29 protein-coding genes and 2 pseudogenes are annotated in these 25,537 nt (G+C 69.4%); 14 read left to right on the top strand and 17 right to left on the bottom strand.

Annotated elements, in window-relative coordinates; genetic code table 11:
* Positions 1-15 precede the first annotated feature (15 nt).
* The 4 genes from JYA75_RS00590 to JYA75_RS00575 form a co-directional block, all read right to left on the bottom strand.
* Positions 16-705, bottom strand: a complete 690-nt coding sequence (locus tag JYA75_RS00590; protein ID WP_161996828.1) for a hypothetical protein — start codon at positions 703-705, stop codon at positions 16-18.
* 104 nt (positions 706-809) lie between these two features.
* Positions 810-1,538: a hypothetical protein gene (locus JYA75_RS00585; RefSeq protein WP_102800435.1), complete on the bottom strand. Its 729-nt coding sequence runs from the start codon at positions 1,536-1,538 to the stop codon at positions 810-812.
* Positions 1,539-1,648: 110 nt separating this feature from the next.
* Entirely contained in the window at positions 1,649-2,341 is a 693-nt protein-coding gene (locus JYA75_RS00580) for a response regulator transcription factor (protein WP_043797531.1), read from the bottom strand.
* Positions 2,338-3,588: a sensor histidine kinase gene (locus tag JYA75_RS00575; RefSeq protein WP_006943311.1), complete on the bottom strand. Its 1,251-nt coding sequence runs from the start codon at positions 3,586-3,588 to the stop codon at positions 2,338-2,340. The genes JYA75_RS00580 and JYA75_RS00575 overlap by 4 nt, the downstream gene beginning before the upstream one ends.
* A 230-nt stretch (positions 3,589-3,818) precedes the next feature.
* On the opposite strand from JYA75_RS00575, the gene JYA75_RS00570 reads away from it, so the two are divergent.
* From JYA75_RS00570 to JYA75_RS00565, 3 genes are all read left to right on the top strand, one after another.
* Positions 3,819-4,220: a DUF6223 family protein gene (locus JYA75_RS00570; RefSeq protein WP_006943309.1), complete on the top strand. Its 402-nt coding sequence runs from the start codon at positions 3,819-3,821 to the stop codon at positions 4,218-4,220.
* On the top strand, positions 4,217-4,351 hold the full coding sequence (locus JYA75_RS29055) for a hypothetical protein (RefSeq protein WP_006943307.1): 135 nt from the start codon (positions 4,217-4,219) through the stop codon (positions 4,349-4,351). The genes JYA75_RS00570 and JYA75_RS29055 overlap by 4 nt, the downstream gene beginning before the upstream one ends.
* A 235-nt stretch (positions 4,352-4,586) precedes the next feature.
* On the top strand, positions 4,587-6,095 hold the full coding sequence (locus JYA75_RS00565; protein WP_044476509.1) for a protein adenylyltransferase SelO: 1,509 nt from the start codon (positions 4,587-4,589) through the stop codon (positions 6,093-6,095).
* A gap of 138 nt (positions 6,096-6,233) precedes the next feature.
* Here JYA75_RS00565 and JYA75_RS00560 read toward each other — a convergent pair whose 3' ends face one another.
* On the bottom strand, positions 6,234-6,878 hold the full coding sequence (locus JYA75_RS00560) for a dihydrofolate reductase family protein (RefSeq protein WP_102800436.1): 645 nt from the start codon (positions 6,876-6,878) through the stop codon (positions 6,234-6,236).
* Between the two features lie 474 nt (positions 6,879-7,352).
* On the opposite strand from JYA75_RS00560, the pseudogene JYA75_RS28655 reads away from it, so the two are divergent.
* Positions 7,353-7,454, top strand: a pseudogene (locus tag JYA75_RS28655) (IS5/IS1182 family transposase); the annotation flags it as partial.
* A gap of 228 nt (positions 7,455-7,682) precedes the next feature.
* Here JYA75_RS28655 and JYA75_RS00555 read toward each other — a convergent pair.
* The gene (locus JYA75_RS00555) at positions 7,683-7,886 is read right to left on the bottom strand and encodes a zinc-ribbon domain-containing protein (protein ID WP_081636979.1); all 204 of its coding nucleotides are present in this window, start codon (positions 7,884-7,886) and stop codon (positions 7,683-7,685) included.
* A gap of 227 nt (positions 7,887-8,113) precedes the next feature.
* Between JYA75_RS00555 and JYA75_RS00550 the strand changes: the two genes are divergently transcribed.
* Genes JYA75_RS00550 through JYA75_RS29050 form a run of 3 tightly spaced genes read left to right on the top strand, consistent with a single transcriptional unit; the run spans position 8,114 to position 8,776 of the window.
* Positions 8,114-8,323 (top strand): DUF2945 domain-containing protein, encoded by a 210-nt coding sequence (locus JYA75_RS00550; protein ID WP_006937741.1) that lies wholly within the window; start codon positions 8,114-8,116, stop codon positions 8,321-8,323.
* Between the two features lie 15 nt (positions 8,324-8,338).
* Positions 8,339-8,641 carry an MGMT family protein gene (locus JYA75_RS00545; protein WP_006937742.1) on the top strand — a complete coding sequence of 101 codons (303 nt, stop codon included), beginning with the start codon at positions 8,339-8,341 and terminating at the stop codon, positions 8,639-8,641.
* Between the two features lie 12 nt (positions 8,642-8,653).
* Positions 8,654-8,776, top strand: a complete 123-nt coding sequence (locus JYA75_RS29050) for a hypothetical protein (protein WP_006937749.1) — start codon at positions 8,654-8,656, stop codon at positions 8,774-8,776.
* Here the strand turns inward: JYA75_RS29050 and JYA75_RS00540 are convergent.
* Both JYA75_RS00540 and JYA75_RS00535 read right to left on the bottom strand, forming a co-directional pair.
* A complete protein-coding gene (locus tag JYA75_RS00540; protein WP_006937751.1) occupies positions 8,760-9,098 on the bottom strand; it encodes a hypothetical protein in 339 nt (112 codons plus the stop codon). The two genes, JYA75_RS29050 and JYA75_RS00540, sit on opposite strands and share 17 nt — an antisense overlap.
* A gap of 2 nt (positions 9,099-9,100) precedes the next feature.
* Positions 9,101-10,249, bottom strand: coding sequence for a Rieske 2Fe-2S domain-containing protein (locus JYA75_RS00535; protein ID WP_203329576.1), 1,149 nt, complete (start codon positions 10,247-10,249; stop codon positions 9,101-9,103).
* A gap of 191 nt (positions 10,250-10,440) precedes the next feature.
* On the opposite strand from JYA75_RS00535, the gene hsaA reads away from it, so the two are divergent.
* From hsaA to hsaB, 4 genes and pseudogenes are all read left to right on the top strand, one after another.
* Positions 10,441-11,616: a 3-hydroxy-9,10-secoandrosta-1,3,5(10)-triene-9,17-dione monooxygenase oxygenase subunit gene (gene hsaA, locus JYA75_RS00530; RefSeq protein ID WP_006937755.1), complete on the top strand. Its 1,176-nt coding sequence runs from the start codon at positions 10,441-10,443 to the stop codon at positions 11,614-11,616.
* 10 nt (positions 11,617-11,626) lie between these two features.
* Positions 11,627-12,539, top strand: a pseudogene (gene hsaD, locus JYA75_RS00525) (4,5:9,10-diseco-3-hydroxy-5,9,17-trioxoandrosta-1(10),2-diene-4-oate hydrolase).
* A gap of 1 nt (position 12,540) precedes the next feature.
* Complete coding sequence (hsaC, locus tag JYA75_RS00520; protein ID WP_006937760.1) at positions 12,541-13,443, top strand: iron-dependent extradiol dioxygenase HsaC; 903 nt, start codon at positions 12,541-12,543, stop codon at positions 13,441-13,443.
* A complete protein-coding gene (gene hsaB, locus JYA75_RS00515) occupies positions 13,440-14,015 on the top strand; it encodes a 3-hydroxy-9,10-secoandrosta-1,3,5(10)-triene-9,17-dione monooxygenase reductase subunit (protein ID WP_050034567.1) in 576 nt (191 codons plus the stop codon). Before hsaC ends, hsaB begins: the two co-directional genes overlap by 4 nt.
* Positions 14,016-14,040: 25 nt before the next feature.
* On the opposite strand, the gene JYA75_RS00510 is transcribed toward hsaB, so the two are convergent.
* From JYA75_RS00510 to fadD3, 9 genes are all read right to left on the bottom strand, one after another.
* Complete coding sequence (locus JYA75_RS00510; RefSeq protein WP_006937762.1) at positions 14,041-14,550, bottom strand: DUF4190 domain-containing protein; 510 nt, start codon at positions 14,548-14,550, stop codon at positions 14,041-14,043.
* Positions 14,547-15,206: a PRC-barrel domain-containing protein gene (locus tag JYA75_RS00505; protein WP_006937763.1), complete on the bottom strand. Its 660-nt coding sequence runs from the start codon at positions 15,204-15,206 to the stop codon at positions 14,547-14,549. Before JYA75_RS00505 ends, JYA75_RS00510 begins: the two co-directional genes overlap by 4 nt.
* Positions 15,207-15,282: 76 nt before the next feature.
* Complete coding sequence (locus JYA75_RS00500) at positions 15,283-15,999, bottom strand: acetoacetate decarboxylase family protein (protein ID WP_043797523.1); 717 nt, start codon at positions 15,997-15,999, stop codon at positions 15,283-15,285.
* 183 nt (positions 16,000-16,182) lie between these two features.
* Positions 16,183-17,058, bottom strand: coding sequence for an aldo/keto reductase (locus tag JYA75_RS00495; protein WP_029540948.1), 876 nt, complete (start codon positions 17,056-17,058; stop codon positions 16,183-16,185).
* A gap of 102 nt (positions 17,059-17,160) precedes the next feature.
* Entirely contained in the window at positions 17,161-18,210 is a 1,050-nt protein-coding gene (locus tag JYA75_RS00490; protein ID WP_029540952.1) for an acyl-CoA dehydrogenase family protein, read from the bottom strand.
* Entirely contained in the window at positions 18,207-19,172 is a 966-nt protein-coding gene (locus JYA75_RS00485) for an acyl-CoA dehydrogenase family protein (protein ID WP_029540956.1), read from the bottom strand. The genes JYA75_RS00490 and JYA75_RS00485 overlap by 4 nt, the downstream gene beginning before the upstream one ends.
* Positions 19,169-20,329: an acyl-CoA dehydrogenase family protein gene (locus JYA75_RS00480; RefSeq protein WP_006937775.1), complete on the bottom strand. Its 1,161-nt coding sequence runs from the start codon at positions 20,327-20,329 to the stop codon at positions 19,169-19,171. The genes JYA75_RS00485 and JYA75_RS00480 overlap by 4 nt, the downstream gene beginning before the upstream one ends.
* A complete protein-coding gene (locus tag JYA75_RS00475) occupies positions 20,329-21,228 on the bottom strand; it encodes an enoyl-CoA hydratase (protein ID WP_029540960.1) in 900 nt (299 codons plus the stop codon). The genes JYA75_RS00480 and JYA75_RS00475 overlap by 1 nt, the downstream gene beginning before the upstream one ends.
* Positions 21,225-22,772: a 3-[(3aS,4S,7aS)-7a-methyl-1,5-dioxo-octahydro-1H-inden-4-yl]propanoyl:CoA ligase gene (gene fadD3 / locus JYA75_RS00470; protein WP_029540963.1), complete on the bottom strand. Its 1,548-nt coding sequence runs from the start codon at positions 22,770-22,772 to the stop codon at positions 21,225-21,227. The genes JYA75_RS00475 and fadD3 overlap by 4 nt, the downstream gene beginning before the upstream one ends.
* A gap of 44 nt (positions 22,773-22,816) precedes the next feature.
* Here fadD3 and JYA75_RS00465 point away from each other — a divergent pair, with 44 nt between their 5' ends.
* The 3 genes from JYA75_RS00465 (at position 22,817) to JYA75_RS00455 (ending at position 25,505) form a co-directional block, all read left to right on the top strand.
* Complete coding sequence (locus JYA75_RS00465) at positions 22,817-24,040, top strand: acyl-CoA dehydrogenase family protein (RefSeq protein WP_029540967.1); 1,224 nt, start codon at positions 22,817-22,819, stop codon at positions 24,038-24,040.
* Complete coding sequence (locus tag JYA75_RS00460; RefSeq protein ID WP_006937781.1) at positions 24,037-24,837, top strand: SDR family oxidoreductase; 801 nt, start codon at positions 24,037-24,039, stop codon at positions 24,835-24,837. The genes JYA75_RS00465 and JYA75_RS00460 overlap by 4 nt, the downstream gene beginning before the upstream one ends.
* A gap of 65 nt (positions 24,838-24,902) precedes the next feature.
* On the top strand, positions 24,903-25,505 hold the full coding sequence (locus JYA75_RS00455; RefSeq protein ID WP_043797511.1) for a TetR/AcrR family transcriptional regulator: 603 nt from the start codon (positions 24,903-24,905) through the stop codon (positions 25,503-25,505).
* The last annotated feature ends 32 nt before the right edge of the window (positions 25,506-25,537 follow it).

Genomic DNA, 25,537 nt, shown 5'->3' with positions numbered 1-25,537 from the left:
GTGCCACCGACGCGGTCAAGCCTGACCGGGCCGTCTCCGGGCCGGGCCGGCCCGACCCGACAGATGCCGCGATGTCCTGACCGATATCCGGGGGGACTGTGAACCGATCGTGGGCGAGAGCCGCCACAGTCCGGTGGCGGCGAGAATGTGCCACAGCGCGTGGCCTTGCAGGACACTACTCGGCCGGCAGAGCGAGGTCCGGTCGCCGATGGTGCCGAGCACGGCGCCGGACGCGAGAAGCAGTGCTGCGACGATCGTCGTGCGGCGCAGGTGCGGACGGACGCGGGCGCGTTCCAGCGCGAGTCCCACAGTGACCGCGGCGAGCAGTGCCTGCACGATCGTGGAGGCGCTCGAGCCGGCTGCGACGACGGGAACCATCACGAACGGAACGACGAGCCACCACCGCGGCGACAACCGTCGGTCGAACCGGTCGGAAGCGGCGTCGACGGCTATGTAAGCGAGCAATGTCGCGATCGGTATGTCGTGTGCGTAGGCCTGCCACGGCGGGTTCGGTCCGTGCGCTATGAGGGATCCGGCGCCGACCGCGATGACGAGGAGACCGTAGGTCACCGTCGGCGTGCCCTGCCGACGACGTGCGAGCACGGCCAGGCCGGCGATCACGAAGGCCAGGCTGGTGGCGGCAGCCGCTGGCTGCCCGAGAAAGCCTGCGTCTCGATAGAGCTCGCAGACGTTCGCCAGCATCATGGCTCGAGGCTATCCGTTACCGGTCCGCATCGGACATACACAACGGCAGCCGTCTCGACCTGGCTGTCGGGCCGAACGGTGCCGGGGTGGCCGGCGCCGGTTGCTCATCTCTTGGTTCGTCGACTGCCACCGTGCCAGTCCTGCTCCACTCCCACCTCGTCGGGAGCGACGCCGAGGCCGGGCAGCTGCGGCAGTTCGCGCAGGCTACGTTTGAGTTCGGCGAAGCCGGGGAAGCTCGCCAGCCCGACGACGTGGTCCCACAGGCGGAGGGCGTCCTCTTCGCCGGGTAGCCGGCTGATCACCGGCCCGAAGAAGGCCACGCCGTTCGGCGGCTGGAAGTGGATGATCGGCGTGCCGACGTCTCTGCCGGTCAGGCGCAGTGCCTCGTCGGTCTCCGCCTGGATGAGCGCATCGAGCGAGGGGTCGTCCAGCGCGTCCGCCACCTGCACGGGTAGGCCCGCCCGGGCCAGGATCGGCTCGAGGAAAGCCCGCGTTCCTTGCTGTTCCGGTCCGGCGGTGTTGTCGGCGTCCGGCGTGGTCTCGAATATCCGCGCACCGAGCGCCCGGTACAGCGGATCCACCGCCTCGCGCCCGTGCTCGGCCCGCACTCGCGCCGCGACCCGGAGCAGCCGCAGCCCACTCGTGTGACCGGCTTTGTACTCGGGCGGGAAGTGAACGTCGTAGTCGACGTGCGCGTTGATCAGGCGCAGCGAAATGAACCGCCAGTCGACTCGGAATTCGCGCTGGGCCGCCACCAGGCGCACCCACTTGCTGGTTATCCAGGCGAACGGGCACACCGGGTCGAAGTAGAAGTGGATATCTGCATCACTCATGCCTCGTCAGGCTACGGAGTGCTCGGGCGGTCGCCGGCACAGACACCCCTCTCGTCTGAGACGTCGTCGATCAGAGAAGATTCGGATCGCGGGGTCGACAGGCTGATCGCCTACGGCTTCACAAGTCCCGTTCGGTAGGCGATGACGACCAGTTGCGCGCGGTCGCGAGCACCGAGTTTCACCATGGCATGGCTGACGTGGGTGCGGGCGGTGGCCGGGCTGAGGCAGAGTTCGGCGCCGATCTCGTTGTTGCTCATGCCCATACCTACCAGCGTCAGGACCTCGCGTTCCCGGTCGGTGAGGACCTCGAGCCGATGATCGGCGGCCTTGTCGGCTGTGCGCTGGGTGGTGAACTGGGCGATGAGGCGGCGCGTGATGCGCGGTGCGAGCAGAGCTTCTCCGGCGGCGACCACGCGGATGCCGTGCAGGAGCTCGGCCGGACCCGCGTCTTTGAGCAGGAAGCCGCTGGCGCCGGCCTGGAGGCCTTCGAAGACGTAGGCGTCGGTGTCGTAGGTCGTCAGGATGAGGATGCGTACGTATTGGAGCCCGTTGGTGGTGGCGATCTGCCGGGTGGCCTCGATGCCGTCCATCTTCGGCATACGGATATCCATGAGCACGACATCCGGGCGCAGGGCCCGGGCTTGCTCCACGGCTTCGGCGCCGGTTGCGGCTTCCCCGACCACCGTGATGCCGTCCTCGACCTCGAGGAGGATCTTGAAGCCGGACCGCACCAGATGCTCGTCGTCCACGAGTAGGACCTTGATCGGAGTGTCGCGGCCGGATGCGCCTGTCACCGGGTTCATACCTTCACCGTTGCGGCCGGGGCCAAGGGCAGCCGGGCGGTGACGGCGAAGCCGCCGCCCGGGAGCGGGCCGGCGTCGAAGTCGCCGCCCAAGAGCTGACAACGCTCGCGCATCCCTACGATCCCGTGGCCGCGTGTGTCCGTGCCGGCGAACTCGGCGTCCGCACGGTCGGCGCCTCTGGCTGCTTTGTCGGTGTCCCCATCCGCACGCGGGCCGTCGTTCGTCACGCGGACTTCCACGGCGTCGGGGCCGTAGTTCAGGGCGACTGCGACCCTGGTCGGTCCGACATGGCGAATCACATTGGTGATCGACTCCTGCAGGATCCGGTACACGGCGCTGCCTACCGCGCTGGGTACGGGCGGTGGGGGTGATGTCGTCTCCAACTCGACGTCGAGCCCGGCTTCGCGTGCCCTGGCGGTGAGTTCGTCGACCTGCCCGAGCCCTGGGGGTGGGAGGCGGCCGTCGTTGTCGTCGCGAAGGACCCCCAGGATGGCCCGCATCTCCTGCAGGGCCCGGGAACTGGTCTGCTCGATGGCCTCGAGCGTCTGGCGTGCTTGTTCCGGTCGCTTGTCCAGTACGTGTGCGGTGACGCCGGCTTGGACGTTGATGATGGCGATGGCGTGCGCGACGGTGTCGTGGACCTCGCGCGCGATCCGGAGCCGTTCCTCGTCGACCCGGGCGCGTGCTTCGTCCTCACGAGAGCGTTCGGCCAATTCGGCGCGCTCGAGTGCTTCTTCCGCGATGACTCTCCTCGAGCGGACGCTCTCCCCGAGGGCGGCACTCATGCCCGCGGCGCCGATCCGGAAGTACACCCAGCCGACGGCGGCTGGGGGTTCGATGTCGGTCGCGGCGATCAGCCAGACCGCGGCCAGTGCTGCGATGCCCACAACGGCCATCACCAGCGAGCGACGTCCGTCGCCGCGGGCGGTGAGGGTGTAGAGGGCCACGAACAGGCCCAGCCATCCGGGGCCGTCCGGGAAGTCGAGGGTGTAGTACACCATGCTGGCGAGCGCGGTCACGGCGAACACTGCGACTGGCCAGCGGCGGCGCAGGACCAGGACCGCGCCACCGGCGATCAACAGCAGGTAGCCGAGGTTCCCGAGGTCGGACAGGGGGCGCAGCACTGCTTCGGGCTCCCCGCTGTTGCGGACGACGGTGCCCTGGACCTGCATGACAGTGATGAATACCGCCAGCAGCACATCCTGCGCCCAGGCGGGCGGGCGGAACAACGTGACGCGATCCGGCATGGCGCGATCATATGGTTCCGGGTGGGGAAAACAACTCCCGCGAACTGCGCGGCCGCCTACGTCGAGAAGCGTGGTTGTGCGCGAGCCACCTACGTCGAACTTCGTATCCGCTGCCGCCCGCTGTCCGAGGACACCCCGTTGCCGAGACGCGACGATCGTATGCGTCCGCTCAACGACGGAGGCCTCCATGAGCGCGGCCGGAACCCGTCGTTCGACCGAAAGGATCCGCAATGCCTGTCCTCGATTTGCTTGCCGCACCGGCGATCACGCACGTCTCCGTTGTCGCTGCCGGTTACGAGCTCGGCGTCGGGCGAACCGTGCCCACCGCGGCAGCCGTGCTGGGGCTGATCAGCGCCGTCGCCGGTGGGCTGGCCCTGGCCCGATCCCGCCGCACCGGCACCGGACGAGCTCGGACGATCGTGGCCCTGGTGCTGGGACCGATCAGCGTCATCGCCGGCGGGGTGCACGGGGTCAACTCCGCCGGTGGACTCGGCACCGGCAACGGGCTCGCCGGCGCCGTCCTCGCCGTGGCGCTCGGGCTGATCGGCACGGTCCTCGGTGGGCTGGCTCTGGCCCGCTCTCGTCGCACCAGCCGATCCGGTCACGATTCCAGGCCGGTGCCCGCGTCGTGACCCCCGCCCGCTCCGTGCACCGCCACCGAGTGCTGCGCGGGGCCTGGCGCCGGCTCGGCCCGGCGCAGCTGTCCGCCGCCACGGCCGCCGCCGGGCCCGGCGTTCCCCTGGTCGCAGACGGTGGCACGTGACGAATCGAGCGCGCCTGAGCCTGCGCCCACCTGGGCGCCCGCTGCCGACGCGGTGGGCCTTGTCGAGCCGGCGCGGCCCGCGTCGAGGTGGCTGCGGTGACGAGCAGGACGAGCCCTGCCGGTGACGGGCAGTGTGGGCTCGCGGTGCGGTGACGTCGAGCACCGCGAGCTGGTGGCCGGGTGCGTTCTCGGTCGTGAGCGGCGGGCCAGGTGGTGCGATGGTTACCCTCGACTGATGGCGGCATTCCCGGAGTCCACGGTAGGCACGAACTCGGCGGTGGCGCGCCTCGAGAGCACCTTTGCCGACGAGTTGGCCGCCCTGGCGGTGCCGTGGCAGGGCGCTCATGCCCCCGACCCGACGTTGCTGGTGCTCAACGAGCAGCTCGCGGTGTCGCTGCGATGGGACGTGGAGGTGCTGCGGAGCGAGGTCGGGATCGGGGTGCTGTCCGGATCGACGGCGCCGGCTGGGGCCACGCCGGTCGCGATGGCGTATGCGGGACATCAGTTCGGCGGGTACGCACCCCTGCTCGGGGACGGCCGGGCGTTGCTGCTCGGCGAAGTGGTGGGCAGTGACGGTCGGCGAGTGGATCTGCACCTGAAGGGCTCGGGGCCCACGCCGTTTTCTCGGGGCGGTGACGGTTTCGCGGTCCTCGGCCCGATGCTGCGCGAATACCTGGTCAGCGAGGCCATGTATGCCCTCGGTATTCCCACGACGCGTGCGCTGGCGGTGGTCGCGACGGGCCGCCGCGTTCGCCGAGACGGCGCCGAGCCCGGTGCCGTGCTCGCCCGGGTCGCGGCCAGTCACCTGCGGGTGGGCACCTTCGAATTCGCGGCCCGACAGGAGGGAGTCCTGCAGCGGCTCGCCGACTACGCGATCACCCGCCACTACCCGGAGTTGACCGAGCTGCCGGCGACGGGAGAGGGCAGTCGCTACCTGGCATTCTTCGAGGCGGTGGTCGAGGCGCAGGCAGCACTGGTGGCGCAGTGGATGCTCACCGGGTTCGTGCACGGGGTGATGAACACCGACAACACGACCATTTCGGGGGAGACCATCGACTTCGGTCCGTGCGCCTTCCTCGATGCGTTCGATCCGGCGGCGGTGTTCAGTTCGATCGATCACGGCGGCCGTTATGCGTTCGGCAACCAGCCCGCTGTCCTGAAGTGGAATCTGGCGCGCTTGGCGGAAACGCTGCTGCCGCTGCTCGATTCGACGCCGGATGACGCGATTGCCGCGGTGTCGGCAGTCCTCGATACCTTCGACGCGCGTTACGAGGGCCACTACGCCGCCGGGATGGCGGCCAAGCTCGGGGTGGCCGGCACGCTCCTCGATCGAGCGCTGGTCGACGACCTGCTGAGGTTGATGGCCGAACACGGCGCCGACTGGACGGGCAGCTTCCGGGCGCTCGCGGACGAACTCCGTGGGCATTCGGCGCCGCTGCACGCCCTCGTCCCGCGCGAGCACATCGGGCCGTGGGTGGATCGCTGGCGCGGCGCCCTGAGCACACAGGGGCGTGGGACAGCGCAGACCGCGGACGCGATGGACGGCGTGAACCCGCTGTACATCCCGCGCAATCATCAGCTCGATGCGGCTCTGCGTGCCGCGGCCGACGGTGAGCTCGCTGCTTTCGAGAAGCTGCTCGAGGTCGTCACGCATCCGTTCGACCGCCGTGACGAGTGGTCCGACTACACCACACCCGCCCCGTCGTCGTTCAGTGCAACCTTCCGAACCTTCTGCGGCACATAACGCCCGAATACCCACCGCTGGGCACTGCTGTGTTCGTATCGGGGGACTCCCTCGCCGGTGCTGCGCCGCCGAGAACGACGTCGGCAGACCTGGCGGAGGCACCCCCGAGGACACGGACCCAGCTGGTGCGGGGCGGGTTCAGCCGTCTCGCCCGGCGCCGCGGTCGGGGGCGCTCATGTCTCCGGTGCCGGGTATGCCTTGGGCGCGCGCGTAGCGCAGGTACACGGTGCCCGTCGGGCCGGCGACCGGCGGTGCGAGGAGGGTGAGGTTGGTGGGCACCGCGCCGGCGTCGAACACCTTCTTTCCGACGCCGAGCACGATCGGGTGCACCCACAGGTCGAGCCGGTCGAAGAGTTTCTCGCGCAGCAGGGTCTGGACCAGGTTCAGGCTCCCGACGACCTTGACGTGCTCGTGCCGGTCCCGGATTTCGCGCACCGCGCCGGCCAGATCCGGGCCGAGCTGCGTGGATCCGGCCCAGGAGAGGTCGGGCCGGCCGCGGGAGGCCACGTACTTCGGGACGCTGTTGAAGAGCGTGGCGATCTCGTGGTCCTCGCCGCCGTCCTGGTACGGCCAGTAGGCGGCGAAGATGTCGTAGGTCCGGCGGCCGAGCAGCAGGGCGTCGGTGCCTTCGTAGGCGGCCCCGATCTGCGCGCCGGTGACCTCGTCGAGTAGGGGTACCTGCCAGCCGCCGAACGGGAACCCTTCCGGGTCTTCGTCGGGGCCGCCGGGTGCCTGTCCGACGAGGTCGAGGGTGGTGAACAGTTCGATGTCGATCAGGCCCATGGCTCGGCTCCCGGTGAAGTGATGTGTCTCGGTCGCAAAGGTAGACCTGCGGGCGTCGGCGGACTCATCGCTGTGACGGCATCGAACTTCGTCCTCCTCGACCGGCCTCGCGGTGCATCGGTCGCCACCGGTTCTGCGGTGGGCGTCCGTGCGTTGCCCGGCAGTCCGGGCTCGGCGGGCGGTGCACATCTCCTCACTCGCCTCGATCGGGGTGGGGTCGCGCAGGTCGTGCCGGAGAACGGCCGCCCATGCGGTCGGCGGCGTCGCGCGGGCACCGTTGGGGGCAGTGCCCCAGGGGTATGGTTTCCCGACCGGGTGGTGTCGGAGAAGGGCGCTGAGCAGTTTCAGCTCTTGACGTGACCGAGCAGTGTGCGAGTGATGATGTGGTGAGCTTCGGTGAGGATCGAGCCGACCGCTGTCTCGCAGCTGCCGATGCCGTGGATCAGGCTTGGACTTGGCCGGCCCACCAGAGGCCGCCTTCTGCGGTGCCTCGGCGAACGTGCCGCTGCGCTGCTCGCCACCCGATGGATGGCACTCGACAGGATCACCCTGTGCCCCAAGGGAATCGGTTCTATCATCTCGGGCCTGGTAGCCGGTCTGGTGGTCGATGGGGGTGGGGTCGTGGAAACGGTCGCGCGCCCGGGAGGCAGTGCCCGTGACGGAGTGTTTCGACCGGATTGTAAAAGTCTCTGTTGCGCAACGATTTTCGTGTGACAGCACAGGGTGCTGCAGCTGTTGAACAACCGTGTCGGCTGAGTGCGCCGACGCACGCTCCGTCGGTGGCCCGTCGCCGAATGAAGGCGCTCAGACTTCGACGGCGGTGCCGCAGATGCCGCATTCCTCCAGCTGCCGGCGCCTCCATCGCGCGACCGGAACGAAGAACAACGTGAACTGGCTGAATTCCCGGATCCGTGCCCACTGTGTGGTGTTGTGGCAGCGCGGGCACGTTCGGGTCTGCCCGGAGCCGAGGTGTTGCCGCTTGGTGCCGTATCCGAATAGAAGGAACACCACGCCAGCATAGAGCGATGCTCAGTAGACGGTCGTCAGGTGGCAACGGTCTCGAGGGAGACCACGCGATGACCACAGCCGACGATATCGATCGGCACCAGTTGCCCGAAGACCGACTCGCCAGCCAACCCCGCCTGCCGGCGATCTGCTGTCGCCTCTTCCGCCGGCATACAGAAGCCGTGAGCCGGGTAGCCTCACGAGGACGAACATCGAGTGGAGGAAGGGCTATGACGACTGACTTCTCCGTCGGCGACCATGTCCGGTGGAACTCCGAAGCCGGATACGTCGAGGGCGTCATCATCAGGAAGCACACGAAGGACGTGGAGTTCAAGGGGCGCACACGGCGTTGCAGTGAGAGTGACCCTCAATACGAGATCAAGAGCGACAAGACCGAGCACATCGCGATGCACAAAGGCGATGCGCTGAAGAAGCTTTAGGGGGCCGGAATCCCGATGGTCACTCGAGACGAGACGAGCATCATCGACGCGGTCCGGGAGGCAGTCGCTGCCATCCCTCCGGGCTCGGTTGCCTCCTATGGCGATATCGGCAAGAGAATCGGGGCGGGTCCACGGCAGGTGGGCCGAGCGATGAGCCTGCTGGACGACAACGTTCCCTGGTGGCGAGTCGTCTACGCCGACGGAACAACCGCCTCGTGTCACGGCGGTCGTGCACCGGCACTCCTGCTCGAAGAGGGCACCCCCGTGGCCGGGAAGCGGGTTGACATGCAACGCGCTCGGCAAGGATGGATGGACTGACGATCCCTGACGGTGGGTCAGCTCGAGGAGCACCGGGTGCGGCACGTCTATCGGGTGTCGGCGACGGCGCCGGTGCTCGATTCGCTCGAACAACTCGCCGCTCCGCGGCGCGGCGACGTCAGTCCGGCACGGTGATCCGGCCGTCGAGCACCGCCTGCTCGATGCTTGCGCGCAGTTGCGGGCAGCCGTCTCGCAGGGCGCCCGGGGTCGCGTCGTCCCGGAAGTTCGGGCACACCGACGCGGGGTTCTCGCACCACTGCACGCTCGTGTGGTCGAAGCTGTTCTTGCGCACCAGCACGCAGGTGCCGCACTCGCGGCACCGCACCTCGTGCAGGCCCGAATCCAGGTAGTTGATCTTGTCGATGGCGGTCTGCGCGCGGACCGCCTCGACCCGCGCGGGCTGGCCGGCGAAGTCCGGGGCCTTCGCCCACCGGCGCGCCCGGGTCGAGGGATCCATCGTCAGACCTCCGCTTCCTGCTTGCCCTGTTCCTGCTCGGACTTCTGCCGCGCGAGGTTCTCGGCGACCTCCGCCTGCCACGCCTCGTTGGCCTTGGTGGTGTCCACCTCGTATTCGAAGCGCTGCGTCATCTTCTCGGTGACGTCGGCGACGTCGACGTAGAACTGCTCGTACCAGCGTCGCAGCTGATAGACCGGGCCGTCCTCCTCGCACAGCAGCGGGTTGTCGATCTTGGTCTTGTTCTTCCAGATCTCGACGTCCTGCAGGAAGCCCTCGCCGATGCCCTCGGTGAACTTCGCGGCGAGCTTGGCCGACATCTCGTCGGACATCCCGGTCGGCTTCTTGACGATGATGCCGTATTGCAGCACGAACGAGTCGTGGGTCACGGGGTAGTGGCAGTTGATCAGCACCGACTCGACCTCGTAGCCGCCGTAGCTGTTGGTCATCGGATTGATCATGTAGGAGGGACCGTAGTACGCCGCGAACGACTTCAGCAGCGACTCCATGCCGTACTGGGTGGACATGCCCTTGTCGGGCCGGCCGCGGGTGTTGAGGTACTGCGCGGCGACGTGCCCTTCGAAGACGTTCTTGAAGTAGGTCGGGAACGCGTAGTGGATGTAGTAGAAGTGCGCCATATCCACGACGTTGTCGATGATCTCCCGGCAGTTGGCGCCCTCGATGAGGATCGAGTTCCACGTCCAGTCGGTCCACTCGCCCGACCCGTACTGCTCGATGTCGGGGATCGTGACCTCCGGCGGCGGGGGGTTGCCCTCGGGGTCGTTCCATACGAACAGCTGCCCGTTCTTCTCCATCGTCAGCCAGGAGCGGGTGCGGGCGAGCGGCGGCACGCGACGGGCGTAGGGAATGCCGGTGCACTTGCCGTTGCCGCCCCACCGCCAGTCGTGGAAGGGGCAGGCGACGGAGTCGCCCTTGATCTCGCCCTGCGACAGGTCGCCGCCCATGTGCCGGCAGTAGGCGTCGAGGACCTTCGGGTCGCCCTGGCTGTCGGCCCAGACCACGAGCTTCGTGCCGAAGGCCTCGACGGCGTGCGGCTTGCCGTCCTTGAACGTCCTGGCGAGCCCGAGGCAGTGCCAACCCCGCGCGAAACGCGTGCGGACCTCTCCGACGTCGATCTCGCGAATCTGTGCCATTGTCCCCTCACTTCCCTTCGGTTCATCTAGTAGAACACGTTATAGAATATTGCGGCGATCCGGAAGCGATCCGGGACTTTCGTCCCACAGAAAACACGCCGACGTGCGGTGATTCCGCGGTCTCGACATGAATGGGAACGTGTTCTAGTCTCGAAGCAAGCGATCATTTCCGGGACAGACGGGAGCGTCCAGTGGGCGACCACGAGAGCCACGAGGTACTGCAGCGGATCGACGCGCTGCTGCCCGCCCTGCGGGAACGTGCACAGGAGACCGAGGATCTTCGCCGCATCCCCGACGACTCGATCAAGGCGCTGCAGGAGACGGGGTTCTTCCGGCTGCTCCAGCCGAAGCAGTGGGGCGGCTACGAGGCCGACCCGGTGCTGTTCTACACGGCTGTCCGCAACATCGCGAGCGCGTGCGGCTCCACCGGATGGGTGTCCGGGATCATCGGTGTCCACAACTGGCACCTGGCCCTGTTCTCGCAGCAGGCCCAGGAGGACGTATGGGCCGAGGACACCGACGTGCGCATCTCCTCCTCCTACGCCCCGATGGGCGCCGGCGAGGTCGTGGACGGCGGCTACCGGGTCAACGGCGCGTGGGCCTGGTCCTCCGGGTGCGACCATGCCACGTGGGTCGTCGTCGGTGGCCCGGTCCTCAAGGACGGCCGCCCCGTCGATTTCGGCAGCTTCCTGATCCCGCGCGCGGACTACGGGATCGACGACGTCTGGAACGTGGTCGGCCTGCGCGGCACCGGGTCGAACACGATCGTGGTCGAGGACGTGTTCGTGCCCCGGCACCGCTTCCTCAGCTTCAAGGCGATGAGCAACCTCACCGCCCCCGGCCTCGAGCGCAACACCGCGCCGGTCTACAAGATGCCTTGGGGCACCATCCATCCCACCACGATCTCCACGCCGATCGTCGGCATGGCCTACGGCGCCTACCGGGCCCACGTCGAGCATCAGGGCAAGCGCGTGCGCGCCGCCTACGCGGGGGAGAAGTCCAAGGACGATCCGTTCTCGAAGGTGCGGATCGCCGAGGCCTCGAGCGACATCGACGCCGCGTGGCGCCAGCTGTCCGGAAACGTCGCCGACGAGTACGCGCACCTCGTCGCCGGCGAGGAGGTCCCGATGGAACTGCGGCTGCGCGCCCGTCGCGACCAGGTCCGCGCCACCGGCCGCGCCATCGCGTCCATCGACCTGCTGTTCGAGAACTCCGGTGCCACCGCCCTCGCCAACGGCACGCCGATCCAACGGTTCTGGCGCGACGCCCACGCCGGGCGTGTCCATGCCGCCAACGACGCCGAGCGCGCCTATGTGATGTTCGGCGCCGGCGAGTTCGGTCTGCCGATCACCGACACGATGGTGTAGGGAGACCGAATTGACTGCGACGGAAGAGATCACCTACGAGTCGACGTCCCGGTTCGCTCAGGTGCGCCACGACCTGCGGCTGCACTACCACGAGGCGGGGGTCGGACACGACACCACGATCGTGTTGCTGCACGGCGGCGGTCCAGGCGCCTCCGGCTGGTCCAACTTCGCCCGCAACATCCCCGTGCTGGCCGAGCGCTTCCACGTCATCTGTGTCGACCAGCCCGGTTACGGCAAGTCCGACAAGCCCACCGAGCATCCGCAGTACTTCGTGCACAGCGCCACCGCGCTGAAGGACCTGCTCGACCACCTCGGCGTCGACGGGCGCGTGCACCTGCTCGGCAACTCGCTCGGCGGCGGTGCCGCGGTGCGGTTCGCACTGGACTTCCCGGACCGGGCCGGACGGCTCGTGTTGATGGGGCCGGGGGGGATTGAGCGTCAATCTCTTCGCGCCCGACCCTACCGAGGGCGTGAAGCACCTCGGCCGGTTCGCGGCGCCGCCGGAGGGCCCGACCAGGGAGAAGCTCGAGGCGTTCCTCCGGGTGATGGTGTACGACCAGTCGCTGATCACCGAGGAGCTGGTCGAGGAACGCTTCGCCGCCGCGAGCACCCCCGAGTCGCTCGCCGCTGCGCGCGCGATGGGAAAGTCGTTCTCCGGACCGGACTTCGAGCTGGGGATGCTCTGGCGCGACGCGTACAAGCTGCGGCAGCGGGTGCTGTTGATCTGGGGCCGGGAGGACCGGGTCAATCCGCTCGACGGGGCACTCGTCGCGCTCAAGCTCATCCCCCGCGCCCAGCTGCACGTCTTCGGCGGCTGCGGGCACTGGGCCCAGCTCGAGAAGTTCGACGAGTTCAACCGCCTGACAATCGATTTCCTGACCGACCGGAGCGGTCGGGGCGAGCGAAGCGACGGGAGTGTCTGACATGGGTATCCGATCCCTCGCGTATCTGCGCATCGGCGCCACCGACATGGACGCCTGGCGCGAGTACGGGCTGAAGGTGCTCGGCATGGTGGAGGGCAAGGGTGTCCACCCGGACGCCCTGTACCTGCGGATGGACGACTTCCCGGCCCGGCTGATCATCGAGCCGCACGAGAGCGACCGGCTGCTGGTCGCGGGCTGGGAGACGGCGAACGCCGCCGAGCTGCAGGAGGTGCGCGACAACCTCGCGGCCGCCGGGGTCCCGTTCAAGGAGGGCACGGCCGAGCAGCTCGCCGACCGTCGTGTGGACGAGCTGATCGTGTTCCAGGACCCGTCCGGCAACACCCTCGAGGCGTTCCACGGGGTGGCGCTCGAGCACCGCCGCGTGGTCAGCCCGTACGGGCATCGGTTCGTCACCGGCGAGCAGGGACTCGGGCACGTCGTCCTGTCCACCCGCGACGACGAGGAGGCCCTGCACTTCTACCGCGATGTCCTCGGCTTCCGGCTGCGGGACTCGATGCGCATGCCGCCACAGATGGTGGGCCGCCCGGCCGACGGGAAACCGGCCTGGCTCCGCTTCTTCGGGTGCAACCCACGGCACCACAGCCTGGCGTTCCTGCCGATGCCCACGCCGAGTGGCATCGTGCACCTGATGATCGAGGTGGAGAACGCCGACGATGTCGGGCTGTGCCTGGACCGGGCGCTGCGCCGGAAGGTGAAGATGTCGGCGACGCTGGGCCGGCACGTCAACGACCTCATGCTCTCGTTCTACATGAAGACCCCGGGTGGCTTCGACGTCGAATTCGGCTGCGAGGGAAGGCAGGTCAAGGACGAGGAGTGGATCGCCCGGGAGTCCACAGCGGTCAGCCTGTGGGGTCACGACTTCAGCGTGGGGATGCAGCCGTGACCACCCCCGACGACGGTGGGATCGACCCCCGGGTCTTCCGGAACGTGCTGGGCCAGTTCTGCACGGGGGTCACGATCATCACCACCGTCGACGCGGGCGAGCCGGTGGGATTCGCCTGCCAGTCGTTCGCGGCGCTGTCGCTGGACCCGCCTCTGGTGTTGTTCTGCCCGACGAGGACGTCGCGGTCGTGGACCGCGATCGAACGATCCGGGCGCTTCTGCGTCAACGTGCTCGCGGAGGAGCAGCAGGACACGTGCGCCCGGTTCGGATCCCGGGAGCCGGACAAGTTCGCCGGCGTCGAGTGGAGCCCGTCACCGCTCGGCTCGCCCGTCCTGACCGGATCCCTGGCGCACATCGACTGCACCGTCGAGACCGTGCACGACGGCGGCGACCACTGGGTGGTGTTCGGACGGGTGTCCTCGCTCAGCGAGGTGCGCGACGAGAAGGAGCGGCCGCTGTTGTTCTATCGCGGCCAGTACACCGGCATCGAGCCGGACAAGACCGTGCCGGCCCCCTGGCGCGACGACCTCGAGGCGTTTCTCACCAGTACCTCGGAGGACACCTGGCTCTAGGGGGCCGGCACGGCCGGCCGGACGGTTACTCGCCGGGCTGGGGCACCTGGATGCTGTCGGGCAGCTGGTCGCGGGCCCGGTCGAGTTGCTGTTCGAGCTGCTCGACCATGCGGTCGTTGTTGAGCACCGTCACCACACCCGCCACGTAGGCGATCGACAGCACGAGCGAGACGATGCTGAGCACGATGCCCGCGATGGCGACGCCGCGCCCGGTCACGCCGAGGCGACGTGCCGCGCGAAGACCCACGATGCCGAGCACGAGCCCGACGAGGGACAGCACCAGGCCCACGGGGGAGAGGACGAGCGAGAGCACGCACACCAGGGCGGCGGTGCCGACAGCGAGTGCGAGGGCGGCGGCCACACTCGTCTTGGCCGGCTTCGTCGTCACCCGCTCCTCGAAGGGAGCGGCGGCGGTGGTGGTGCGGTCCGTCACCCGGTCGTCCGTGACCACGCGCTCGCGGCCGGGAACGGGGTCGCGGCCGGGAACGGGGTCTCGGCCGGCGGCACTGGCACCGGCGGGCTCACGTTCGATCATCGTCGGTCCTCCTGGTCGGGGTGCTGGCCGGGGGCGCCCTCGTCGACGTAGTACTCGGTGGTCACGACCCGCTTGTGGAGTCGCGGGCCGGGCGAGGGGGCGCCGTGTTGCGTTGTGTCACCGGTGCCACCGGGATGCGACGGTGTGGCCGACGGCGGAGCCGAGGTGGACACACCCGGCGCGCCTCCTTGCGGCGTCCGATGGGTCTCCGGTGTCCGGTCGGTGTCGCGCAGCCGATCGGCGTCGGGTGTCCGGTCGGTGTCCGGCGTCCGGTCGGTGTCGCGCAGCCGATCGGCGTCGGGCGTCCGGTCGGCGTCCGGTGCACGACCGGTGTCGGTGTCGGTATCCGCCCTGTCGTAGTAGCGGTAGAGCTGCGTCTCCTCCTCGGGGGTGAGACGGCCGTCCTCGTCGATGTTCGGGGCGCCGGTCACCGTGTCCTTGTCGAACGGCAGACGGATGTCCTTGCCGTCCAGCTCGGCGACGTCGATCGGCACGAAATGCCGACGGGTGCCGAACAGGCCGGTGACGACGGTGATCCAAGCAGGGTTCCCGGTGCGGTTGTCGAGGTAGACCTCGCCGACCTTGCCGAGCTTGTCGCCGCCGGGTCCGTAGACGGTGGCGCCGACAAGTGCATCGATGTCGCTGTTGTTGATCATGGTGACCTCACCGATCGATTGTGTCTTCGAGTCGGTGGGTGCCCGCTGCGACGGGCGTCGAAACCCGAAGGCCGGATCAGATCGGTTCGGCGTCTCCGAAGGTCATCTGCAGGCGGGGGATCGACGAGGTGAGCAGCGCGCGCCGGGGCAGCCCCAGCGCGCGCAGTTCGCCGGCGATGGGGTGGGTTCCGAGGCGCAGGGTGGCACCGCCGACGCGGCTGCGCACGCCGGCGGGATTCATCGCCCATCCGGTGCGCCGGGTGATCCCGTCCAGATGGGAGTAGGCCGTGACGGAGGCGGCGGCACCACGCCCGGGAACCGCGAGGCCCGGGCGCACCGACAGTTCCGCGATCAGCTGCCCGTCCCGGCTCACCGACGCGCGCTTGACGGCGCCGGCGTGGTCGGCGTCGAAGTCGGCGAGGATCTTGGGGAACCCCCAGATTCCCCGTCCTGCCGCCAGGGTGAACTCGCCGTCGACGGGCAGTTGATGGATCAGGGCACCGGCGCCGCCGCGGGCGAGTTCCCGCAGATCCTGCAGCACGGTACCGCCGCGCCGGCGATGGTCACGAACGAGGAAGCACACGCCGAACTCGTTGTAGGGTCCGAGATCTCCGTCGACGTAGTCCACGAACACCAGGATGCAGATACCGCGCCCCGGGCGGTGGTGCAGCAGTTCGAGTCCCGTGTGATCGATCAGGGCCCGAGCCGGGGCGGCGGGCACCGAGTACATCGCCATGAATGCCGTCGCGGTCCGAATCCGCACCGGCATCTCGATCGGGGTGCCCGAGATCATGTGTGTCGTCACGTCCTGCCCCTCTGCGCGAACCGATCGCGAACCCGCGACCGGCCGGGTCCTGAATGAGAACGTGTTCTACTATTCGTGCTGCGTCCTGGAAGCGCAAGGTGATCGGCGAATACGCCCGGAAACGGGCAGCCGCGTGCCGAGGGGCGCGGCTGCCCGTGCGGGAATCGTCCGTCAGTCCGGCGCGCCGATGTTCATCTCGTCCGGGTGCATGCCGACGCGCGTGCCGTCGTCGAGGGTCGCGATCTCGCTCAGGTCGAGGTCGTCGAGTTCGAAGTCGAACACGTCGAAGTTCTGCGCGATCCGCGCGTCGTGGACCGACTTCGGAATCACGATCAGGCCGTTCTGCAGGTGCCAGCGGATCAGCACCTGGGCCGCGGACTTGCTGTGCCGGTCCGCGATGCGCGTGATGATCGGATCGATCAGCAGCGTGTTCGGCTTGGAATCGCGCCCCCACCCGGAATTGCTGGTACCGCCCAGCGGGCTCCACGATTCGACGGCGATACCGTGGTCGGCCGCGAAGGCGCGGATCTCCTGCTGGGGCAGGTGCGGGTGCAGCTCCACCTGGTCCACGGCGGGCAGCATGCCGCCGCGATCGACGAGCAGCTGCAGGTGGTGCGGCTCGAAGTTGCACACGCCGATCGCCTTTGCCCGGCCGGACCCGGCGATCTTCTCGAGTGCGTCCCAGGTGCGTAGCAACCGGTCGTTGTCCTGCAACGGCCAGTGGATCAGGTACAGGTCGACGTAGTCCGTGCCCAGGCGGCGGAGGCTCTCGTCGAACGCCTGCAGTGCCCGGTCGTAGCCCTGGTCGGCATTCCACAGCTTCGTGGTGAGGAAGACGTCCTCCCGCGGGACCGCGGAGGCCGCGATACCGCGCCCGACGCCCTCCTCGTTCCCGTACGCGGCGGCGGTGTCGATGTGCCGGTAGCCGGCCTCGTCGAGGGCGAAGCGCACGGCGTGTTCGGTCTGCTCGTTGGTGGCCTGCCAGACTCCCAGGCCGAGCTGCGGGATGGTGGTTCCGGAATTCAGCGTGATCACGGGAGTGCTCATCGTCCCAGGCTAACGACTGCCGGATCGCCCCGCGGCCCGAGCGAATGTACCCCTCACTCGATCAGGCCGACGCGATGGTTCATTCGCTCGGGCACGCGGGCGTCACATTCCGATCGCGGCCAGGAACTCGCGCGGCTGCCCGAACAGCTGGGCGGTGCCGTGGGCGCGCTTGAAGTACAGCTGCGCGTCGTGTTCCCACGTGATGGCGATGCCCCCGTGCAACTGGATCGTCTCCGCGGCCACCTGCTCGAACGCCTCCGAGCAGTACACCTTCGCCGCATACGCGTCCTGCGTATCCTGCGACAGCGCCGCCGCGTACGACATCGAGCGCGCGGTCTCCACCAGCGCGTACATGTCGGCCATGCGGTGCTTGAGCGCCTGGAAGGACCCGATGACGCGGCCGAACTGCTTGCGGTTCTTTGTGTACTCCACGGTCAGATCCAGCGCGGCCTGTGCCGCACCGACCTGCTCGGCCGACAGCGCGATCAGCGCGACGGTGCGCAACCGGTCCACGAGATCCTCCGGGCACGCGAGCGGCCGTCCGGTCACCCCGTCGAACCGCAACTGCGCGAGGCTGCGGGTCGGGTCCATCGTCGGCACCCGGCGCCGGGTCACGCCGGTCGCGTCCGGATCCACCTCGAACAGCGCGACGGCGTCCCCGTCGCGCGCGAGCACCAGCAGGGTGCTCGCGACGTCTCCGCCGAGCACGTAGTGCGCGGTGCCGTCGAGCCGGTCGCCGGTCGCGGTCACCCCCGGCGACGACCAGCCCGCCCCCGAGGCCCAGCACACGGCCGCGATCTCCCCGGCGGCGATGCCCGGCAGCAGCCGCGCGCATGCTTCGGTGTCGCCGGACAGCAGCAGCGCCTGCGCCGCGAGCACCGCCGAGCCGAGCATCGGTGACGGCGTCAGTGTCCGGCCGAGTTCCTCGAGCACGACGTGGGTCTCGGCGAGCGAGGCGCCCACGCCGTCGTAGTCCTCGGGCACGGCGAGCGCCGCCACCCCGATCTGCTCGACCATCCGCTCCCACAGGCCGGCGTCGTAGCCCTCGGGCGCGGTGATCGCCTTGCGCACCGCCGACGAGTCGGAGTGCTTGGCGAGCAGGTTGCGCACCGACTCGCGCAGCGCGGCGCGGTCCTCGGTTTCGAACGTCACGACGCCTCCAGCGCGTCGACGATCCGCGCCCGGTGCACGTCGGGCGTGCCCCACGCGGTGACGAGGGCGCGGACCTTCGTCAGCCACAGCGACAGATCGTGTTCCCGGGTGTAGCCGATGGCGCCGTGCACCTGCAGCGCGGTCCGGGCCGCACGGTAGGCGGCGTCGCCGCATGCGACCTTGGCGGCGGAGACGTCCCGCGACGCCTGCGGCAGCCCGTCGCGCACCGACAGCGCCGCGCCGTGCAGCAGCGGCCGGGCCATCTCCAGCGCGACGGCCACCTCGGCGAGGTGGTGCTTGACGGCCTGGAAGGAGCCGATGGCCCGGCCGAACTGCCGGCGCTGCTGTGCGTACTCGGTGGTGCGCTCGAGCAGCGTCCGGCCGAGCCCCTGCAGCTGCGCCGCGGTGGCGAGCGCGCCGAGGTCGAACGCGGCACCGAAGTCGGCTTCGCCCAACGACTCTCCCGCCGAGACGGGGAACAGCCGGCGGGCCGGGTCGACGGACTCGCGCGGCTGCCCGGGGGTGCCGACGGACACGGCCGAGCCGTCGACGTGCAGCACCAGGTCGGCGACGTCGGCGTCGACCGCGAACGGCACGCCCGGAGCGGCGGCGACGGTCGCGAGCGTGCCGGAGGCCAGGGCCGGCAACCGGTCCGGCGCCGCGGCCGCGAGCAGCACCGGGGCGACGGCGACGGTGTCGACGACCGGGCCCGGCACGGCGTGGCGGCCGAGTTGTTCGACGGCGACGACGAGGTCGACCGCGTCGGCACCCACGCCGTCGTGGTCCTCGCCGACGAGCAGGCCGCCGAGCCCGATCTCGGCGAGACGCTGCCACACCTTCAGGCCGGGGCCGGTGTCGCCGGCGCTCCACGCGCGGATCACGGCCGGCATGTCGGACTTGGCGAGCAGCGCATCGATACTGGACGCGAAGTCCTCGTGGGAGGAGTCGAGCGCGAATCTCATCGGTCGCCCTTCGGGAGGCCGAGCAGGCGCTCGGCGATGACGTTCTTCTGGATTTCATTGGTGCCGGCGTAGATCGGGCCGGACAGCGAGAACAGGTAACCGTCCGTCCAGCCGTCGACCAGCTCGGCGGCGGCGCCCTGCAGGTCGAGCGCCGTCTCGTGGGCGGCAATGTCCCACTCCGACCAGAACACCTTGTTGATGGACGACTCCGCGCCGAGCTGCCCGCCGTCCTGCAATCGCGTGACCGTGCCCCAGGTGGACAACTCGTAGGCGCGCGCGCCGATCCAGGTGTCGGCGACGCGGTTGCGCAGGGCCGCGTCCCCGTGTAGATCCGACGACTTGTACAGCTGCAGCAGCCGGTCGGCGGTGGCGAGGAACCGCCCGGGGGAGCGCAGCGACAGGCCGCGCTCGTTGGAGGCGGTGCTCATCGCGACCCGCCAGCCCTCGTTCACGCCGCCGATGACCCCGGACGCGCCGGGGTCGGCGGGGTCGTCGGGCACGAACACGTCCTCGAGGAAGATCTCGGCGAAGCCGGGCTCGCCGTCGAGCTGGTCGATGGGCCGGACGGTGACGCCCTCCGCGCGCAGGTCGAACATGAAGTACGTGATGCCCTTGTGCCGCTGCGCTTCCGGGTCGGAGCGGAACAGGCCGAAGCCCATGTCCGCGAAGGACGCCCGGGAGCTCCACGTCTTCTGCCCGTTGAGCAGCCAGCCGCCGTCGACGCGGGTGGCCGTCGAGCGCAGCGACGCGAGGTCGCTGCCGGACTCGGGTTCGGACCAGGCCTGTGCCCAGATGTCGTCGGCGCGCGCCATGCGGGGCATGATGCGGGCGAGCTGGTCGGGGTGGGCGTGCTCGAACAGGGTGGGGGCGAGCAGGAAGATGCCGTTCTGGCTGACGCGTCCGGGTGCCCCGGCGCGGTAGTACTCCTCCTCGAACACCACCCACTGCAGCAGCGAGGCGTCGCGGCCGCCGAGTTCCTCGGGCCAGGACACCACGGACAGCCGGGCGTCGGCGAGGGTTCGTTCCCACCGCCGGTGCTCTTCGAAGCCCTCCGCGGTGTCCATCGACTTCAGCGGGGTCTGCGGGACGTGCTCGGCGAGGAACGCGCGGACCTCGTCGCGGAAGGCGAGGGTTGCGTCGTCGAACTCGAGATCCACTACTTCGCTCCGTCCTGGGCCGTGGGGCCCGCGTTGCTCGCGGGGGCGGGGCGGGCGCTCGCCGCCATCGACTTGGCGTTCATGCCGCCGAGGGAGTCGGTGCCGACCTCGGCGTTGTGGGCGTGGGCGAAGTGGTGCAGGCCGAACACCGAGTCCATGCCGTTCCGCATGCCCATCTGGTCCTCGCACTGGTTGACGGCGCGCTTGGTCAGGGCCAGGCCGAACCGCGGCATCTCGGCGATACGCGCGGCCAGGGCGAGGGTCTCCTCCTCGAGCTTCTCGCGCGGCACGACGCGGTTGACCATGCCGACCTCGTACGCGCGCTGGGCGCCGAAGCGGTCGCCGGTGTAGAGGATCTCCTTGGCGAAGCGGGTGCCGAGGACCCACGGGTGGGCGAAGTACTCCACTCCGGGAATGCCCATGCGCACCACGGGATCGGAGAAGAACGCATCCTCCGACGCGACGATCAGGTCGCACACCCAGGCGAGCATGAGGCCGCCGGCGATGCATGCGCCCTGCACCATCGCGATCGTCGGCTTGGGGATCTCCCGCCAGCGGCGGCACATGCCCAGGTACACCTCCATCTCGCGGGCGTAGCGCTGGTCGCCGCCGGGCTTGTCGACGTGGTCCCACCACATGACGGCCTTGTTGTCGTAGTGCACGTGGTGATCACGCCCGGGGGTCCCCAGGTCGTGGCCGGCGGAGAAGTGCTTGCCGTTGCCGGCGAGCACGATCACCTTCACCTCGTCGTCCTCGACGGCCCGTTCGAACGCGGCGTCGAGGGCGTAGGTCATCACCGAGTTCTGCGCGTTGCGGTAGTCCGGCCGGTTGAGGGTGACGATCGCGACGCCGTCGCGCACCTCGTAGGTGACGACGTCGGGTTCGTAGGGGACGGTCATGACTTCTCCTCACGCAGAATGTTTTTCAGAACCTTGCCGGACGGGTTGCGGGGCAGGTGCCCGGTGAAGCGGACCGAGCGGGGCACCTTGAAGTTGGCCAGCTTCTCCTTGCAGAACGCGATCACGGCCTCCTCGGTCAGGCCGCTGCCCTCGAGGGCGACGACGTACGCGCGGCCGACCTCGCCCATGCGCTCGTCGGGCACACCGATGACCGCGACCTCGTGCACGCCGGGCAGGCGCATCAGCGCCGCCTCGATCTCGGCGGGATAGACGTTGAACCCGCCGCTGATGTACATGTCCTTGAGCCGGTCGGTGATGTCGAGGTAGCCGCGTTCGTCGAGGGTGCCCACGTCGCCGGTGTGCAGCCAGCCGTCGGCGTCGATCGTCTTGGCGGTGGCCTCCGGGTCGTCGAGGTAGCCGAGCATCACGTTGGGGCCCCGCAGCAGGATCTCGCCCTTGTCGCCGATGCGGACCTCGAAGCCGGCGGTGGCGCGGCCGGAGGAGGTGGAGACGGTGACGGGATCGTCGTCGGTGCGGCACATCGTCGCGACCACGGCCTCGGTCTGCCCGTACGCGGTGAGCACCGCGTCGAAGCTCAGTTCGTTCTGCATGCGTTCGACGAGCGCGACGGGCACGGGTGCGGCCCCGGTGACCGCGATCCGCAGGGACGACATGTCGAATTCGTCGCGGCGGGGGTGGTCGAGGATGCTCTGGTAGATCGTCGGCGCCCCGGGCAGCACGCTGATCCGCCGGTCGGCGACGGTGGCCATCACCTTCTCGACGTCGAACACCGCCATCGGCACGACGGTGCTGCCCGCGAGCAGCGCCGCGACGAAACCGGCCTTGTATCCGAAGCTGTGGAAGAACGGGTTGATGACGAGATAGTTGTCGTCCGGCGTGAGTTCGGCGCAGTCCGCCCACGCCCGGGCGACCCCGATCAGCTGCCGGTGGGCGCTGAGCACACCCTTGCTGCGCCCGGTGGTGCCGGAGGTGAACAGGATGTCGGAGACGTCGTCGGGGGAGACGGCCCGCGCGCGGGCGTCGGCTTCGGCGCGCGCGTCCTCCGTCGCCGAGGCCAGGAACTCGTCCCAGTCCACCACGCCGTCGGCGGGGGCGTCGGTCCCACCCAGCGGGACCCGCACGACGGTGGGAAGGTGCAGTTCCGGCGCCGCGGCGCGCAGGGCCGCGTACCGGTCGGTGCCGAGGAAGTCCCCGGCAACGACGAGGGCGCCGGCGTCGATCCGGTCGAGGATGTCGTGCGCCTCGTCGCCGGTGTATCGGGTGTTGACGGGGACGACGATGCCGCCGGCCCAGTGGATCCCGAGCGCGGCGACGATCCAGTGGTGCGTGTTGGGCGACCAGATCGCGACGCGTGCGCCGGGCCCGACGCCGTGGGCGACGAGGGCGGCGGCGAATTCGCGGACGTGGTCGCGCAGTTGTGCGAACGTCGGTTGCACGTCGCCGTCGACGATCGCGGTCCGGTCGGCGTGCGCCGATGCGGCGCGTTCGAGGGCCGCCGGTGTGGTTCTCGGTTGTGCGGTCACGGAGCTCCCTACCTAGCAAGTGCTTGGTAGGTTATCGTACAGACGTGCATCAGAGCGAGAGACTGGACGACACGGGTTTCGACAACGCCGCGTTCGCCGCCACCGTCCGGCAGTGGCTGGAGGACAATCTGACCGGCGAATTCGCCGAGCTGAAGGGCAAAGGTGGCCCGGGCAGCGAGCACGAGTACTTCGAGCAGCGCCTGGCCTGGGACCGCCATCTCGCCGCCGCCGGATGGACCTGCATCGGCTGGCCGGCCGAGTACGGCGGACGCGGCGCCACCCTCGAACAGCAGGTGATCTTCCACGAGGAGTACGCGAAGGCGAACGCGCCGGCCCGCGTGAATCACCTCGGCGAGGAACTGCTCGGGCCCACCCTCGTCACCTTCGGTACCGAGGACCAGAAGCGCCGCTTCCTGCCCGGCATCCGGAACGTCACCGAACTGTGGGCCCAGGGCTACTCCGAGCCCGGCGCCGGTTCCGACCTGGCCAACGTCGCCACCACCGCCCGGCTCGAGGACGGCAAGTGGATCATCAACGGCCAGAAGGTGTGGACGTCCCTCGCACACGTCGCGCAGTGGGCGTTCGTAGTCTGCCGCACCGAACCCGGCTCTTCCCGGCACCACGGCCTGAGTTTCCTGCTCGTGCCGCTCGATCAACCGGGCGTCACGGTCCGGCCCATCCAGCAGCTCACCGGCACCTCCGAGTTCAACGAGGTCTTCTTCGACGACGCCGTCACCGACGCCGACCTCGTCGTCGGCGCCCCCGGCGACGGGTGGAAGGTCGCGATGGGACTGCTCACCTTCGAGCGCGGCGTCTCCACCCTGGGCCAGCAGATCGGCTTCGCCCGTGAGCTGCAGGGCGTCGCCGACCTCGCCGCATCCAACGGTGCCGCCGAGGATCCGCACATCCGCGAGCGGATCGCGCGCGCCCGCATCGGCCTGCGCGTGATGCGCGCCCACGCCGTGCGCACCCTCGGCGAGGCCGACCCCGGCCAGGCGTCGGTGGCAAAGCTGCTGTGGGCCAATTGGCACCGCGACCTCGGCAAGCTCGCGATGGACGTGCAGGGCCCGGCCTCGCTCGTCGGGCCGGAGCACGACCATGCCGGCAACCCGACGGTGCTCTCGGATCCCGAGCATCTCGAGCTCGCCGAGTGGCAACGGCTGTTCCTGTTCACCCGCGCCGACACCATCTACGGCGGATCCAACGAGGTCCAGCGCAACATCATCGCCGAGCGCGTGCTCGGCCTTCCCCGAGAGGCCCGTCCGTGACCACTTCCCCCCTCGCCACGCCGCCCGTCGAGACCCCGGGCCACGGCCTGCTCGCCGGCAAGAAGGTCGTCGTCACCGCCGCCGCCGGCACCGGCATCGGTTTCGCGACCGCCCGTCGCGCCCTGCTCGAGGGCGGCGACGTGCTCGTCTCGGACTTCCACGAGCGTCGGCTCGGGGAGACGGTCGACAAGCTCGCCGCCGAGTTCCCGTCGCAGCAGGTCGACGCTCTCGTGTGCGACGTCTCCTCCACCGAGCAGGTCGACGCGCTGATCACCGGCGCCGCCGACCGGCTCGGGCGCATCGACGTGCTGGTCAACAACGCCGGCCTCGGCGGTGAGACCCCGGTGGTCGACATGACCGACGAACAGTGGGACCGTGTCCTCGACATCACCCTCACCAGCACCTTCCGCGCCACCCGCGCCGCGCTGCGCTACTTCCGGTCGGCCGGCCACGGCGGCGTTCTCGTCAACAACGCCTCGGTGCTCGGCTGGCGCGCGCAGCACTCGCAGGCGCACTACGCGGCCGCCAAGGCCGGCGTGATGGCGCTGACCCGCTGCTCGGCGATCGAGGCCGCCGAGTACGGGGTCCGGATCAACGCCGTCGCCCCGTCGATCGCGCGGCACGCCTTCCTCGCGAAGGTCACCAGCGAGGACCTGCTCGACCGGCTCGCCGCCGACGAGGCGTACGGGCGGGCCGCGGAGGTCTGGGAGATCGCCGCGACCATCGCCATGCTCGCCAGCGACTACACCACGTACCTGACCGGCGAGGTCGTCTCGATCTCCTCGCAGAGGGCCTGACCCGTGCGCGGTTCCGGTAGCCGCCGCCACCGGAACCGCGCACGGCAGCCTGAAAGGATGCCTCCATGACTCCTCCCAGAGACGATGCTGCCAAGTCCGGGCGTCGCGCCGAGTTGCTCGATATCGCCGCTCAGCTGTTCGCCTCGCGCGGGGTGCGTGCCACCACCGTGCGCGACATCGCCGACGCCGCGGGCATCCTGTCGGGCAGTCTCTATCATCACTTCGACTCCAAGGAGTCGATGGTCGACGAGATCCTGCGGGGATTCCTCGACGACCTGTTCGGCCGCTACCGCGAGATCGTCGCCTCGGGGGCGGACTCCCGCGCCACCCTCGAGGCGCTCATCACCGCGTCGTACGAATCGATCGACAAGTCGCACGCCGCGGTCGCGATCTACCAGGACGAGGCCAAGCGGCTCGTGGAGAACGAGCGGTTCTCCTACATCTCCGACCTCAACACCGAATTCCGCGACCTGTGGGTGGGGGTGATCGAGCGCGGCATCGCCGACGGCACGTTCCGGCCGGACGTCGACGTCGAACTCGTCTTCCGGTTCCTGCGCGACACCGTGTGGGTGGCCGTGCGCTGGTACCGGCCCGGCGGCACCCTCACCGCCGACAAGGTGGCGCAGCAGTACCTGTCCATCGTGCTCGACGGACTTGCCAACCCCTGAACCGACCTTCCCCGGAACCGACTAGGAGTCCC

The organism is Rhodococcus sp. PSBB066 (assembly GCF_017068255.1).
Lineage (GTDB): Bacteria > Actinomycetota > Actinomycetes > Mycobacteriales > Mycobacteriaceae > Rhodococcus > Rhodococcus aetherivorans.
Note: the sequence above shows the minus strand (reverse complement) of the source record. Positions and strands in the feature narration are given on the sequence as shown.